The sequence below is a fragment of the Desulfocicer vacuolatum DSM 3385 genome, assembly GCF_900176365.1.
In the GTDB taxonomy this organism is placed as follows: Bacteria; Desulfobacterota; Desulfobacteria; order Desulfobacterales; family Desulfobacteraceae; genus Desulfocicer; species Desulfocicer vacuolatum.
In genome coordinates this window covers 1-13,181 of sequence record NZ_FWXY01000003.1, presented here as the reverse complement: position 1 = coordinate 13,181, position 13,181 = coordinate 1, and the positions used below count along the sequence as shown (strand labels likewise).

The following is a 13,181-nucleotide window of genomic DNA, read 5'->3' as shown; positions in this document are numbered from 1 at the left end:
GGAAATTACCTTTCCCATGGGCAGGGCCAACCTGGAAAAATCATGATTATTGCCGGAGAACCTTCGGGGGATCTCCATGGGGCCAACCTTGTCAAGGCTTTGAAACAAAGGGCGCCAAAAACAGAGATTCTCGGTATTGGCGGGGATACCATGGCCCGGGCCGGTATGAAATTGCTGTTTCATATTCGGGATCTGTCTGTCATGGGCGTCACCGAGGTGCTGCTGAAGATGCAGACCATTGCCAGGGTGTTTCGGGGCATGAAAGATCAGCTGGCGCGATGTTCACCGGATTTGCTGATTCTCATTGATTATCCGGGATTTAATTTGAAAATGGCTGCCGCAGCCAGGCCCATGGGGATACCTGTTCTTTACTATATCTCCCCCAAGGTATGGGCCTGGAAAATGTCCCGTCTTAAAAAGATAAAAAAATACGTGGACCATGTGGCATTGATTTTCCCCTTTGAAGCTCCCCTTTATCGGAAATGGAAAATTCCCCACACCTTTGTGGGGCATCCCCTTCTGGATTGCCATGATCCCGGACTTCTCCCTGCTTTGAAGTCCGGGGATGAGGTTTTTACCATAGCGCTATTGCCCGGATCGAGAAACAGCGAAATTGATGCGCTTCTTGAAATCCTTCTTAATGCTTCCTTGAAAATAAAACAGCGTATACCCGGGGTTCGATTTTTAATTTCCTGTGCCACCAATGTTGATATGGATCGGTTTAATTCCATTTTAAACCACTATAACAGCCACGGTCAGATCTCCCATTGCTCTTTGGCTTGCCCGCAACAAAACTTGAAAACCTGTCCGGGTTGCCGGAATTTTCATATAAATACCAAGGATCTGTTCCAGGTTTTCCACGGAAATGTCTCTGCCATACTTTCCTCGGCCCATGTTGTCATTGCGGCATCGGGGACAGTTTCTCTGGAGGCGGCTCTTTTCCGGGTGCCCACTATTATCGTATATAAAATGTCCTGGATGAGTTATTTTCTTGCCCGATTGTTCGTCAAAATAGAGTATGTTGGACTTGCCAATATTATTTTTGGTCAACAAGTCATGCCCGAGCTGCTCCAGGGGGATGCCACTCCGGAAAAAATCAGTGAGAAGGTCATATCTATTTTGAATGACTCTGTACGCGGTGCCATGGAAAAGCGTCTGGAGATGCTTCCCGCTTTGCTGGGGGGGAAAGGGGCTTCCCAGCGGGTGGCGGCCCTTGCCTTTGATATGGTAAAACAACATTGCAATTGTAAATAACCGCTACGGGCGGGCCGTATTCTGATTCGGCTCAAAATAAGGTCCGCCTGTGGCGGTTATATACGCGATACTCAATCCCGTACAGTAAGCATTGGAATTTCTGTAAAGCCTTGACAGGCTTAAAGAGAATTGACATAAATAAATAACGTTTGATTAATCCATTATTTCCATTACTCGATATCGCATGTTCTGGGCGGAGCTGCTCCCAGAATGATGTCCGCCCGTGGCGGTTTTATATGAAATACTCCGCAAACCAGATGTGTATTTCAAGCTTTGTTGTGGGCGGAGCGAGGTCAGAATGCGGTCCGCCCGTGGCGGTTATATGAAAATCCAGGTAAAACAAGAAACATTTTTAAGTTGTGGCTAACCATAGGTGTAATACGAAAACTGCCCATGGCAGTTCTTTTAAGTTAAACCCATAGGGAGGAAGCATCAATGAAATTGTTTAAAATCTGTTTGACCCTCATTCTCACATTTATCTTTATCTCATCTGCCACTGTAATGGCAGGAACCCTTGACGATGTAAAGGCCAAGGGCTATATCCAGGCAGGGGTCAATGGCGACCTGTTTGGATTTGGCAAGCCCGATGAAAAAGGAGAGTGGAAGGGCTTGGATGTGGATACTGCAAGGGCTGTTGCCGCGGCTGTATTTGGAGATGCCTCCAAAGTCAAGTTTACCCCGCTCACTGCCAAAACACGTTTTACTGCGCTTCAATCCGGCGAAATTGATGTCCTCACCCGGAACTGCACCCAGACCCTGAGTCGAGATACGGCCCTGGGGCTTGATTTTTGCCAGGTTAACTACTATGACGGCCAGGGATTTCTTATCCATAAAAAACTGGGAGTCAAAAGCGCCAAAGAACTTGACGGTGCATCGGTTTGTGTACTTCCCGGAACCACCACTGAACAGAATGTGGCTGATTTTTTCCGGGCCAACGGCATGAAAATGAACCCTGTGGTCATTGAAAATACGGCAGAACTTGCCAAGGCTTTTTTTGCCGGTCGCTGTGACTGTCTGACTTCTGACGCATCCCAGCTTGCCGGTACCCGGGCTGTGGCTCCCAACCCCGGTGACTATATTATCCTTCCCGAAGTCATTTCCAAAGAACCCCTTGCCCCTGCCGTGCGTCATGGGGACAATCAGTGGAAAGACATTGTTAACTATTCTGTACTGGCCATGATAAATGCCGAAGAGCTTGGGATTACGTCTAAGAATGTGGACGAAAAATTAAAAAGTACGGATCCCAAGGTAAAACGGTTTCTCGGTGTATCTCCGGGAAATGGAAAAGCCCTGGGGCTGGACGAAAAATTTGCCTATAATATCGTCAAACAGCTGGGAAATTACGGTGAAGTATTTGAGCGAAATGTGGGAACCGATACCCCGCTCATGATTGAACGGGGCCTCAATGCCCTGTGGACCAACGGTGGCCTGCTCTATTCTGCTCCTTTTAAATAGCCGTTGACGAAAACTAAATCCACCGATTAATTTTATTATGGGTGGTGCGGAAGATATTGTTGTGATGTGTGATGGTTTTATTTCACGGTTTAATTTTCCGCAGGCTTTGGGTGAGGCTATTTCCGTCTTGATCATTTGAGATGTCATGGTCTCATCCAATGCAACATCCCTTTAGAAATTGTTTTTTTGCAAAAGGTAGCCATGGACAACGTCTCCTCTGAAAAAACTTCCTTTTTTCGTGATCCTGATAAACTGGCACTTTTTTATCAATTTGTGGTCATGGTGGGGGTGGGCCTGCTGGCTTTTTATCTTGTCAGCAACACACTTGCCAACCTTGAAAGGCAATCCATTGCCACGGGATTGGGCTTTATTGATAAGGAAGCCTCCTTTGAAATCGGAGAATCTCTGATTCCGTATTCAGCCGCAGACTCCTATGGTAAAGCATTGCTGGTGGGGGTGTTAAATACCCTTATTGTCTCTTTTATCGGCATTGTGCTCACAGTGATTCTGGGTACCATACTGGGGGTGGCACGTCTTTCATCCAACTGGTTGGTGTCCAGACTGTCTGCTGTTTACATTGAAGTGTTCCAGGATATTCCGGTTTTGCTTCAACTTTTTTTCTGGTATGCTTTTTTCTATGAGATGCTGCCATCCCCCCGACAGGCCTTGAATCCCTTTACCGGACTTTTTTTATGCAATCGCGGAATGATTTTTGGGGTTCCCAAGTGGCATTCTGCCCATGGATATATGATCGTGGCATTTCTGGTGGCCTGTGTTATTGTATTTTTTCTTAAAAGATGGGCAAAGAAGCGGCAGGAAGCCACCGGAAATATATTTCCGGTGTTCAGGGTCGCCTTACTGCTGTTTTTGGGATTACCCCTTGCTGCATGGTTGTTGGGAGGCGCTCCCACAGAAATGAATGCGCCCAGACTTTCCGGTTTTAATTTCAAGGGTGGGGTAAGTGTCAGCCCGGAGTTTGCCGCCCTGTTGTTAGGACTTGTTCTTTACACCGCAGCCTTTGTGGCAGAGGTGGTTCGGGCCGGAATTCAGGCCGTGAGCAAAGGGCAGACCGAGGCCGCTCTTTCCATTGGGCTCAAACCGGGCCAGGTGCTTAATCTGGTGATTCTTCCCCAGTCACTGCGGGTGATCATTCCTCCGTTGACAAGCCAGATGCTCAATCTTACCAAAAACAGTTCCCTTGCCGTGGCCATTGGCTATCCGGACTTTGTTTCCGTGGCCGGTACCACCATTAATCAGACGGGTCAGGCCATTGAAGGGGTTGCCATGATCATGATTGTTTACCTTTTTTTCAGCCTGTCCACATCTGCATTCATGAACTGGTATAATAAGAAAATTAAACTTGTGGAAAGATAAGAATCATGGAAGATAACTCCCAACAGCAAGATACCTCCACGGTGAAACCCCCGGTGACCAGTGTGGGCGCCATTGGGTGGGTACGCACCAATCTTTTCAACGGTCCATTTAATTCTCTTTTAACCCTTGGGGTTCTATATCTTCTATGGATCAGCGTTCCCCCTTTTGTTAGATGGGCCTTTGTGGACAGCGTCTGGATGACTGATTACATGGCCTGTCGTAATATTGACGGTGCGTGCTGGTCCGTGATTCCAGCCAATTTGCGATTTATTATTTTTGGATTTTACCCCCATGATCTCCAGTGGCGTCCCCTTTTGGCCATGATTATTCTGGTGGTCATGCTTTTTTACAGTCAGGATCGTAAACGTTGGAAAAAATCACTTCTTTATCTCTGGGGTGTGGCGCTTGTCATCATGGGGCTTCTCATGAAAGGAGGGGTTCCGGGACTTACCCCTGTGGAGAGTTCCCAATGGGGTGGCTTGCCCTTGACACTTCTGTTATCCGTGTTCGGTCTTGCATCTGCATATCCTGTGGGTATTATTCTGGCCCTGGGACGACAGTCCAAAATGCCGGTGATCAAGTCCCTTTGCGTGGTGTACATTGAATTGATACGCGGGGTACCTTTGATCAGTCTTTTGTTCATGTCCTCGGTGGTGTTTCCCCTTTTTTTGCCGGAAGGGGTTACGGTAAATGCCATTTTACGGGCCCAGGTGGCCATTATTATGTTCACCGCCGCTTACATTGCAGAGGTTGTTCGTGGGGGACTCCAGGGAATGAACAAAGGCCAGTACGAGGCAGCCGATGCGCTGGGGCTTAATTATTTCCAGACCATGCGCTTGATTATTTTACCCCAGGCCCTGAAAATTGTCATTCCCCCTTCGGTGAGTATTTTAATTTCAGCATTTAAAGACACCTCCCTTGTGGTCATCATTGCCTTATACGATCTGTTAAAAACCACCCAGTCCACCCTGTCTGATCCCAAATGGATGGGATTTTCCGCCGAGGCTTATATCTTTGTGGCATTAATTTATTTTGTATGCTGTTTTTTTATGTCCAACTACAGTCGCAGACTGGAGCAGGAACTTAACACAGACTTATGATCCAGACGGTGGAGCCGGGTATGTTTTTTTACCCTGCCCATAACAGAATTAGCAAAAAATGTGGCTCTTTGTGTTTTTTAAAAAACGCCTATCAAGTTAAATTAATTTCAAAAAAATGATAACCATAGACATTGGATAAATCCCATGAACGAAAATACCCAGACAGCAAATATTGAAGTCGAGCAGAACTCTGATATCATACAGATCACGGACATGCATAAATGGTATGGGGACTTTCATGTACTGAAAAATATCACGCTCCAGGTTAAAAAGCAGGAACGAATTGTTATTTGCGGCCCTTCTGGATCTGGAAAATCCACATTGATCCGGTGCATTAATCGCCTTGAGGAACATCAGAAGGGTAAAATTGTTGTGGACGGCATTGAACTTACCAATGATTTGAAAAATATTGAGAAAATTCGAGCGGAAGTGGGGATGGTGTTCCAGCATTTTAATCTTTTTCCTCACTTGACCATCCTTGATAATTTAACCCTGGGGCCCATCTGGGTGAGAAAGACCCCCCGGGCCGAGGCTGAAGATACTGCCATGTACTACCTTGAAAAGGTGCGCATTGCCGAACAGGCAAAAAAATATCCAGGACAGCTTTCCGGGGGCCAGCAGCAGCGGGTGGCCATTGCCAGAAGCCTTTGCATGAAGCCCAATGTGATGCTTTTTGATGAGCCCACTTCAGCTCTGGATCCTGAAATGGTTAAAGAGGTTCTGGATGTGATGATCAGTCTGGCCAATGACGGCATGACCATGATCGTGGTGAGCCATGAGATGGGATTTGCCAGAAGTGTGGCCCATCGGGTTTTGTTCATGGATTATGGCGAGATTGTGGAGGGAAATACCCCCCAGGCCTTTTTTGATAATCCCCAGCATGATCGGACCAAACTTTTCTTAAGTCAGATACTTGATTAAATGGTGTATTGCCTTATTCTTAATAGGAGTTTAATTTGCAGGTTGATTTTTTGTGCTGTTTGTAAGAACTTTTGGCATATAAATTTTTGTCATTTGTTGACGTTTTATATGAAATACTCCGTTAACCAGGGGAGTATTTCTAACTTTGTTGTGGGCGGAGCGAGGTCAGAATGCGGTCCGCCCGTGGCGGTTTATATGAAAAAGCAGATACTGGGTACTCACAGTGACGGCTTTTTTATGCTTCGCTGTGGGCGGAACCGGATTTGCCCATGGCAGTTATATGACCGGCGAGTTTAAAAAGGCAATATTAATTAATATGAAACCCCTGATCAGGATGGTATGACCAGCCAGCTAACACTTTTGCTTATCTGCATAATCTTTTCAGCTTTTTTTTCCTCGGCCGAAACCGCTTTATTTTCCATCAGCAGGATAAGAGCCCTTCATCTTGCCAAAGCGGGAAAGCGGGTGGACCAGGTCATCGTTAAGATGAAACAAGATTCACATAAGCTTCTTTCCACCATTCTCATTGGAAATAACCTTGTAAATATTGGTGCATCTTCCCTGGCAACGGCCATTGCCATGGACTATTTCCAATCCAATGCCGTTGGCATTTCTACAGGTATTATGACCTTGATTATTCTGGTGGTGGGGGAAATTTTTCCAAAATCCTTTGCCACCCGGAATAATATTTTTGTTTCCCGCATTGTTATCTTTCCCTTGTACTGGATGTCAAAGGTGTTTTATCCTTTGATCTTGGTGTTGAATTTTATTCCCAGACTTCTTCGCAGCGTGGATGGTGCCCCTGCTGTCACCGAAGATGAGTTAATGACCATGGTGGAGGTGGTGGAAGAAGAGGGAGAGATCAAAGAGGAAGAAAAAGAATTTATTTCCAATATTTTTGAATTTGACGACACCAGTGCTTCGGAAATCATGACCCCCCGGGCTGACATGTATGCCATTGACGTCAATGATCCCCTGGACATCAAAGCCATTTTAAAATCAGGCTTCACCCGTATTCCGGTGATGGATGGGCACATTGATAATATTATAGGGGTATTGAACATCAAGGACCTTTTTGCAAGTTATCATGATACCTGTGAAAACTCCATGAGTGCTTTGGATATCCGGGAAGTCATGAGGGACGCCTATTTTATACCCGTTTCAAAGAAACTTGATTCACTTTTGCATGTCTTTAAACGAATTAAAATTCACATCGGTATTGTTGTGGATGAGCACGGCGGGGTGTGTGGTATTGTCACCATGGAAGATGTGCTGGAGGAAATCGTGGGGGAAATCAGTGATGAAACAGACCGCATTGATCCTCACATTGTCACTCTTAAGGGACAAAAATGGATTGTGCTGGGAAAGACAGAAATTGATGAAATAAATAAAGAACTGGAACTTACCATTCCTGAATCCAGTGACTATGATACTTTTTCCGGATTTGTTCTGGATAAACTGGGTCGGATTCCCAAGGTGGGAGAAAGTGTTAAAATCGGAAAATACACTGCCACGGTTAAGGATCGGGAGGGCAATCGTATTCGGAAGTTTGTTCTCAAAGAGTTATAACCGCCACAGGCCACCCGTATTTTGACCTCTCCCGCCCACAACGAAGCTTGAAATCCCCCCTGATTTGTGGAGTGTTTCATATAACGGGCATGTCCTGCCGAACACAACGAATATAGGGTCGTAGACGCGGAGCCAAATGGTATTATGCCGCCCCCCCGAGGGGTAATGGTCCCGGCCGGAACTGTAGATAGCTCGATTGGCCGATTCCTACTACCCCCCCGGGGGGGCTCTGCCTTAGGTGAACTTGAAGGCGACCTTTTCATATAAAAAAAGATCTTGACATAGCTGTCCTGGGTGTATATCTATATTCAATATATACCTGCCATGGGCAGACCTTTTTATGATGAAAACAGCACTACACCGGGAGATTGATCCACGATGTTTGGTTTTTTTGCAGACAGATATTTTTTTTATTTCTGGTTTTATTTTAGAACCGGTCTGCAGGCGGTGTGCTGAAGAGTAACATAACAAAATAACAACTAAAAGCCGCAGCAGACCTTAAAAGGTCTCTGCGGCTTTTTTAATTTTAAAGGGGTGTGCGGAGATCTGGTTTCGTACAGCCCTTTTTTATTTTACAACGGGAAATCGGGTGGGGCATGGCGGCCGGGGAGAATTAACCCACAAAAGGAGTTATGCCATGGATGTAATAAAGAAAGATGTTGAAGATCGCCTTTCATCACTAAGAGCCGGTATTGACAGCATTGATGCTCAGATTTTGCACCTGATTAACAAGCGGTTGCAGATTGGAAAGGAGATAGGTCTTATTAAAGATGAAAAAGGGGCGGGTGTGCTGGACCAGGGGCGGGAAAAAAGACTGCTGGAACGTCTGGCCCGTCTCAATGGGGGACCGGCCACTGAAGATCTGGTGCGTTACCTGTTCAATGTGATCATGACAGCCACCCGGGAAATCCAGAAAGCCAACCGAATTTCTTTTTTAGGGCCTGTGGCCAGTTATACCCACATTGCGGCCCTGAATCTGTTCAGCCATTCCGGTCGATTCATTGAGCAGGGAAGCATCAGAGATATTTTCATGGAGATTGAAAAAAAGAATTGTAATTATGGGGTGGTCCCGGTGGAAAATTCCATGGAAGGGGCGGTGAACCATACCCTGGACCTTTTTTCTGAATTTGATGTCTCCATCACTGCGGAGCACTATCAGCGAATTTCCCATGACTTGTTGTCTCTTTCCGGGGATATCGCTTCCATTAAGACTATCTATTCTCATCCCCAGGCCCTGGCCCAGTGCCGGGGATGGCTGAGAAAAAATATGCCGGGCATTGAAACCCGGGAGGTGAGTAGCACTTCCCGGGCAGCAGCTCTGGTGGCGGACAATCCCCAGGGGGCAGCCGTTGCCAGCCGCAGGGCCGCTCACATTTACGGACTTAAGGTGGTGGCATCCCGCATTGAAGATCATGTGAGTAATATTACACGGTTTTTGTCCATTGGCGGGGAGAAAAAACAACCCACGGGCAATGACAAAACTTCTATCATGTTTGCCACTTCCCACGTTCCAGGGGCGCTTTTCATGGCCCTGGAACCGGTGAAACTGGCCGGGTTAAACATGGTTAAACTGGAGTCACGGCCCACCAGACATCAGAACTGGAGTTACTATTTTTTCATGGACTTTGAAGGTCACATGGCGGATAAAAACGTTTTTGACACCGTGGCCAAGATGAAGCCCCACTGCCTCTACCTTAAAAACCTGGGCTCCTACCCTGCGGGGCAACCGGCTGTGGAGGATTATGAAAAATGATACCTGATACTGCCACCGACCTTTATGCTGTATTTGGCAATCCCGTGGCCCACTCCATGGGGCCGTTGATGCACAACACCTGGTTTAACACCTGCCGTGTCAATGCCGTGTATATGGCCTTTGGCATTGATGATATCCGGCAGGGCATGGCAGCCATGAGAACTTTGAATATAAAGGGCGCATCCATCACCATTCCCTTTAAAGAGAAAATTTTGGATTACCTTGATGGGGTGGACCCCGTTGCCGGGGAGATTGGGGCGGTGAATACGGTTGTGAATCGCAATGGTGAGCTATGGGGATACAACACCGATTGTGCCGGCGCTGTGGATCCATTAAAACAGATCATCTCTCTTTCCGGAAAGACCGTTTATATTCTGGGGGCCGGGGGAGCGGCCAGAGCCGTGGCCTTTGGTATTGCAAGGGAAAAGGGCCGTGTTGTGATTGTTAACAGAAATGAAAAAAGGGGCAATGCCCTTGCCGATCACGTAAAGGGAAGCTTTGTGCCCTGGGAGGAATTCACAGGTACCCATGGAGATATTATCATCAACACCACCCCCCTTGGCATGGTGCCTGCTATCCATTTAAGTCCGGTGAAAGGAACGGCACTTCACATGGATACCATTGTAATGGATATTGTTTACAATCCCCTTGACACCCGGCTGCTTTGTGATGCCAGGGCCGCGGGCTGCAAAACCGTTGACGGGCTTTCCATGTTTATCCATCAGGGTGTCCGTCAATTTTGTCTTTTTACTGGGGAGGAACCCCCATTGGAATTAATGAGAAACACTATAATAGAGGCTTTGGTACATCAATGAAATCCATAAATAAACGCATTCTATCCCATGGCACCGTAACCATCCCGGGGTCCAAAAGTATTTCTCACCGCATGATGATATGTGCGGCCCTGGCCCATGGCAGATCCACGGTAAAGAATTTATTGGACAGTGAAGATCTGTCCCTCACACGAAGTGCCCTTATCCACATGGGAGCCGCCATGGACCTGGCCCCTGACGGTACTGTTACTGTGCAGGGGGTTAATGGGGTACCATCTCCCCATGGAGAGCCCATTTATCTTGGAAATTCAGGAACCTCCATGCGCCTTTTGGCAGGAATTGCTGCCTTGGGGCAAACACCCTATGTGCTCACCGGAGATCAGCGCATGCAACAACGTCCCATGGGAGATCTTCTGGCTGCCTTGGAGATGATTGATGTGCGTGCCGTGTCAGAAAAGGGAAATGGCTGCCCACCGGTTCGTATCCAGGGAGGCAACAGAACCGGTGGGAGCATGACCATTGACTGTTCCCAGAGCAGCCAGTACCTTTCTTCTTTGCTCATGATGGGTGCGGTTTTGGAGCAGGGAGTGTGTATTTCCCTGCCAACTCCTGCAGTGTCAGCACCCTATATTGATTTAACCATGGATATCATGGCAAAGTTCAATGTTAAAGCCCGGCGTGTGGATGAAATGCTCTATGAGGTTCCGGGGGGGCAATCCTATGTGCCTGGAGAATTTGTGGTGGAACCGGATCTTTCCAATGCCAGTTATTTCTGGGCCATGGGGGCCGTGTCAGGTAAGAAGATCAGCGTGGCCCATATTAATCAATCCTCCCTCCAGGGGGATATTCGATTGCTGGATATTTTGGAACAGATGGGCTGTGAGGTGATATATGATGCCCATGGCATCACTGTTTCAGGAAAAGACCTTTGTGCCGTGGAAGTGGATATGGCTGACATTCCCGATGTGGTTCCCACCTTGGCTGTAGTGGCCTGTTTTGCCAAAGGTACCACAAAGATAAACAACATTTCCCATCTGCGGCAAAAGGAGTGTGATCGCATATCTGTTGTGGTGTCCCAATTAAAAAAAATGGGTGTGGATGCCCGGGAGGGTGATGACTGGTTATCTGTGACAGGCACCCCCTCCATGAAAGGCGGCCTCATTGAGACCTTTAACGACCACCGCATTGCCATGGCCTTTTCCGTCATCGGTCTTATGGTGGAGGGGGTTTTAATTGAGAATGAAGGGTGTGTTGCCAAGTCCTTTCCCGGCTTCTGGGAAATTTTTGATCAATTATAAGTAACAGGAGAAGAATATGGCAGGAAGCAGTTTTGGAAAAGTATTTCAAGTGTCCACCTGGGGAGAATCCCATGGTCCCGGCCTGGGTGTGGTGGTGCAGGGGTGTCCTCCGGGCATCACATTGAATGAAGCCGTTCTTCAAAAAGCCCTGGATAAAAGAAAACCGGGTAAAGGCAGCACCAGCACCCGAAGAAAAGAACCGGACAGGGCGGAAATCCTTTCCGGTGTTTTTGAAGGGGTTACCACTGGAACCCCCATCAGCATCATGATCCGTAACCGGGACGCGAGATCCAGAGATTATCATAAGAATGCAGCAGTCTTTCGTCCCGGGCACGGGGATATAACCTATCAGGCAAAATATGGCGTCCGGGACTGGCGGGGAGGGGGCAGGGCCTCTGCCAGGGAGACAGCGGCAAGGGTGGCTGCCGGTGCGGTGGCCCAGGCGATATTGGATACCCATGGGATTATCATTAAAAGTATGACCCTGGCCCTGGGTGGGGTGGCCATTGATAAAATGGATACAGATCCTGTTACCAATCGTTTGGAGTGCCCGGACAGCGTTGCCCTTGAAAAAATGGAAACCAGGATTTCATATGTAAAAAAACAGGGGGATTCCCTGGGCGGTGTGGTGGGGGTGACAGCCATTAATGCACCTGCAGGGCTGGGTGATCCGGTGTTTGATAAACTGGATGCTGACATTGCAAAGGCTTTGATGAGTATTGGTGCGGTGAAAGCTGTGGAAATTGGTGCCGGGTGTCGGGCTGCAACCCTGACAGGGTATGAAAATAATGATCCCATTACTGTAGGTGGGTTTGCCTCTAACAACAGTGGCGGCATACTTGCCGGTATTTCCAATGGCGACCCCATTGTGGCAAGGGTGCATGTAAAACCCATTCCTTCCATTAGTAAACCTCAACAAACAGTGGATCAAGATGGGGGAGAAACCACTCTTTCCACCACCGGCAGGCATGATATTTCTGCCATTCCAAGAATAAATCCGGTGTGCCGGGCCATGCTGGCCCTGGTCATTGCCGATCACTTATTAAGGCAGAGGTGCGTGTAAGAAGAGATGCTGCAATTTTTTATTTGCCGTGTCATTCATTAACCCTTTTTTTATAACTGCCACGGGCAGACCGTATTTTGATCCGGCTTTGCCCACAACAAAGCTTGAACTACACCCTTGTTTTACGGAGTATTGCTATCGGCGGGCATTTCCTGTGGGACACAACAAATATAGGGTCGTAGACGCGGAGCTAAATGGTATTATACCGCCGCCCCCCCGACGGGCAATGGTCCCGGACCGGAACTGTAGACAGCTCAATTGTCCGGTTCCTATTGCCCGTCGGGGGAGCGGCTCTGCTGAGGTTGCCTTGGAGGCTGCATTGTATATAAAAAACTCATGAGTCCGAAGTTCTCATTTTTCATACCACATGGGATATGTTCAATTTCAAAGAAACACATTGTGTGGCGTCAAACTGGAGAACTTATGACTGACGAGTCATAAAAAAAGATAGTCCGCAAATCAAGGGCGTATTTTAAGCTTCGTTGTGGGCAGGTCGAGGCCGGAATACGGTTCGTCCGTGTGGGTTCGGGTCAACCCCTTTTTTATGGAGAGTTTTATCTCGTAGTTTTTTATTTATTTTTACTCCAAGTTTGAATTGTTGAAAGCACAAAATTGTTCATT

Annotated in this window: 11 protein-coding genes; all 11 read left to right on the top strand. The window is 47.5% G+C overall.

Translation table 11 applies throughout. The annotated features are described in order from the left end of the window. Positions 1-42: 42 nt before the first annotated feature. The 11 genes from B9A32_RS03440 to aroC all read left to right on the top strand — a co-directional run bounded on the left by B9A32_RS03440 (position 43) and on the right by aroC (position 12,560). Positions 43-1,254 carry a lipid-A-disaccharide synthase gene (locus B9A32_RS03440; RefSeq protein ID WP_212637683.1) on the top strand — a complete coding sequence of 404 codons (1,212 nt, stop codon included), beginning with the start codon at positions 43-45 and terminating at the stop codon, positions 1,252-1,254. Positions 1,255-1,689: 435 nt separating this feature from the next. After that, a complete protein-coding gene (locus tag B9A32_RS03435) occupies positions 1,690-2,709 on the top strand; it encodes an amino acid ABC transporter substrate-binding protein (RefSeq protein ID WP_084066993.1) in 1,020 nt (339 codons plus the stop codon). A gap of 201 nt (positions 2,710-2,910) precedes the next feature. Further along, complete coding sequence (locus B9A32_RS03430) at positions 2,911-4,083, top strand: amino acid ABC transporter permease (protein WP_084066992.1); 1,173 nt, start codon at positions 2,911-2,913, stop codon at positions 4,081-4,083. A 5-nt stretch (positions 4,084-4,088) separates the two neighbouring features. Continuing rightward, positions 4,089-5,183 carry an amino acid ABC transporter permease gene (locus tag B9A32_RS03425; RefSeq protein ID WP_084066991.1) on the top strand — a complete coding sequence of 365 codons (1,095 nt, stop codon included), beginning with the start codon at positions 4,089-4,091 and terminating at the stop codon, positions 5,181-5,183. A gap of 144 nt (positions 5,184-5,327) precedes the next feature. Next, entirely contained in the window at positions 5,328-6,104 is a 777-nt protein-coding gene (locus B9A32_RS03420) for an amino acid ABC transporter ATP-binding protein (RefSeq protein ID WP_084066990.1), read from the top strand. 108 nt (positions 6,105-6,212) lie between these two features. Continuing rightward, a complete protein-coding gene (locus tag B9A32_RS21525; protein WP_212637681.1) occupies positions 6,213-6,401 on the top strand; it encodes a hypothetical protein in 189 nt (62 codons plus the stop codon). A gap of 42 nt (positions 6,402-6,443) precedes the next feature. Further along, entirely contained in the window at positions 6,444-7,673 is a 1,230-nt protein-coding gene (locus B9A32_RS03415) for a hemolysin family protein (RefSeq protein WP_084066989.1), read from the top strand. Positions 7,674-8,310: 637 nt separating this feature from the next. Continuing rightward, on the top strand, positions 8,311-9,426 hold the full coding sequence (pheA, locus tag B9A32_RS03410; RefSeq protein WP_084066988.1) for a prephenate dehydratase: 1,116 nt from the start codon (positions 8,311-8,313) through the stop codon (positions 9,424-9,426). Beyond that, positions 9,423-10,241, top strand: a complete 819-nt coding sequence (aroE, locus tag B9A32_RS03405; protein WP_232367024.1) for a shikimate dehydrogenase — start codon at positions 9,423-9,425, stop codon at positions 10,239-10,241. Before pheA ends, aroE begins: the two co-directional genes overlap by 4 nt. Continuing rightward, a complete protein-coding gene (gene aroA, locus B9A32_RS03400) occupies positions 10,238-11,497 on the top strand; it encodes a 3-phosphoshikimate 1-carboxyvinyltransferase (protein WP_084066987.1) in 1,260 nt (419 codons plus the stop codon). The genes aroE and aroA overlap by 4 nt, the downstream gene beginning before the upstream one ends. Positions 11,498-11,513: 16 nt before the next feature. Continuing rightward, the gene (gene aroC, locus B9A32_RS03395) at positions 11,514-12,560 is read left to right on the top strand and encodes a chorismate synthase (RefSeq protein WP_084066986.1); all 1,047 of its coding nucleotides are present in this window, start codon (positions 11,514-11,516) and stop codon (positions 12,558-12,560) included. Positions 12,561-13,181 lie beyond the last annotated feature (621 nt).

Excerpts from the sequence above, each read along its gene's own strand:
- aroA (WP_084066987.1), top strand. The coding sequence starts at position 10,238 with ATGAAATCCATAAATAAACGCATTCTATCCCATGGCACCGTAACCATC.
- B9A32_RS03435 (WP_084066993.1), top strand. The coding sequence starts at position 1,690 with ATGAAATTGTTTAAAATCTGTTTGACCCTCATTCTCACATTTATCTTT.
- B9A32_RS03425 (WP_084066991.1), top strand. The coding sequence starts at position 4,089 with ATGGAAGATAACTCCCAACAGCAAGATACCTCCACGGTGAAACCCCCG.
- B9A32_RS03415 (WP_084066989.1), top strand. The coding sequence starts at position 6,444 with ATGACCAGCCAGCTAACACTTTTGCTTATCTGCATAATCTTTTCAGCT.
- B9A32_RS03420 (WP_084066990.1), top strand. The coding sequence starts at position 5,328 with ATGAACGAAAATACCCAGACAGCAAATATTGAAGTCGAGCAGAACTCT.
- B9A32_RS21525 (WP_212637681.1), top strand. The coding sequence starts at position 6,213 with ATGAAATACTCCGTTAACCAGGGGAGTATTTCTAACTTTGTTGTGGGC.
- B9A32_RS03440 (WP_212637683.1), top strand. The coding sequence starts at position 43 with ATGATTATTGCCGGAGAACCTTCGGGGGATCTCCATGGGGCCAACCTT.
- B9A32_RS03430 (WP_084066992.1), top strand. The coding sequence starts at position 2,911 with ATGGACAACGTCTCCTCTGAAAAAACTTCCTTTTTTCGTGATCCTGAT.
- aroC (WP_084066986.1), top strand. The coding sequence starts at position 11,514 with ATGGCAGGAAGCAGTTTTGGAAAAGTATTTCAAGTGTCCACCTGGGGA.
- aroE (WP_232367024.1), top strand. The coding sequence starts at position 9,423 with ATGATACCTGATACTGCCACCGACCTTTATGCTGTATTTGGCAATCCC.
- pheA (WP_084066988.1), top strand. The coding sequence starts at position 8,311 with ATGGATGTAATAAAGAAAGATGTTGAAGATCGCCTTTCATCACTAAGA.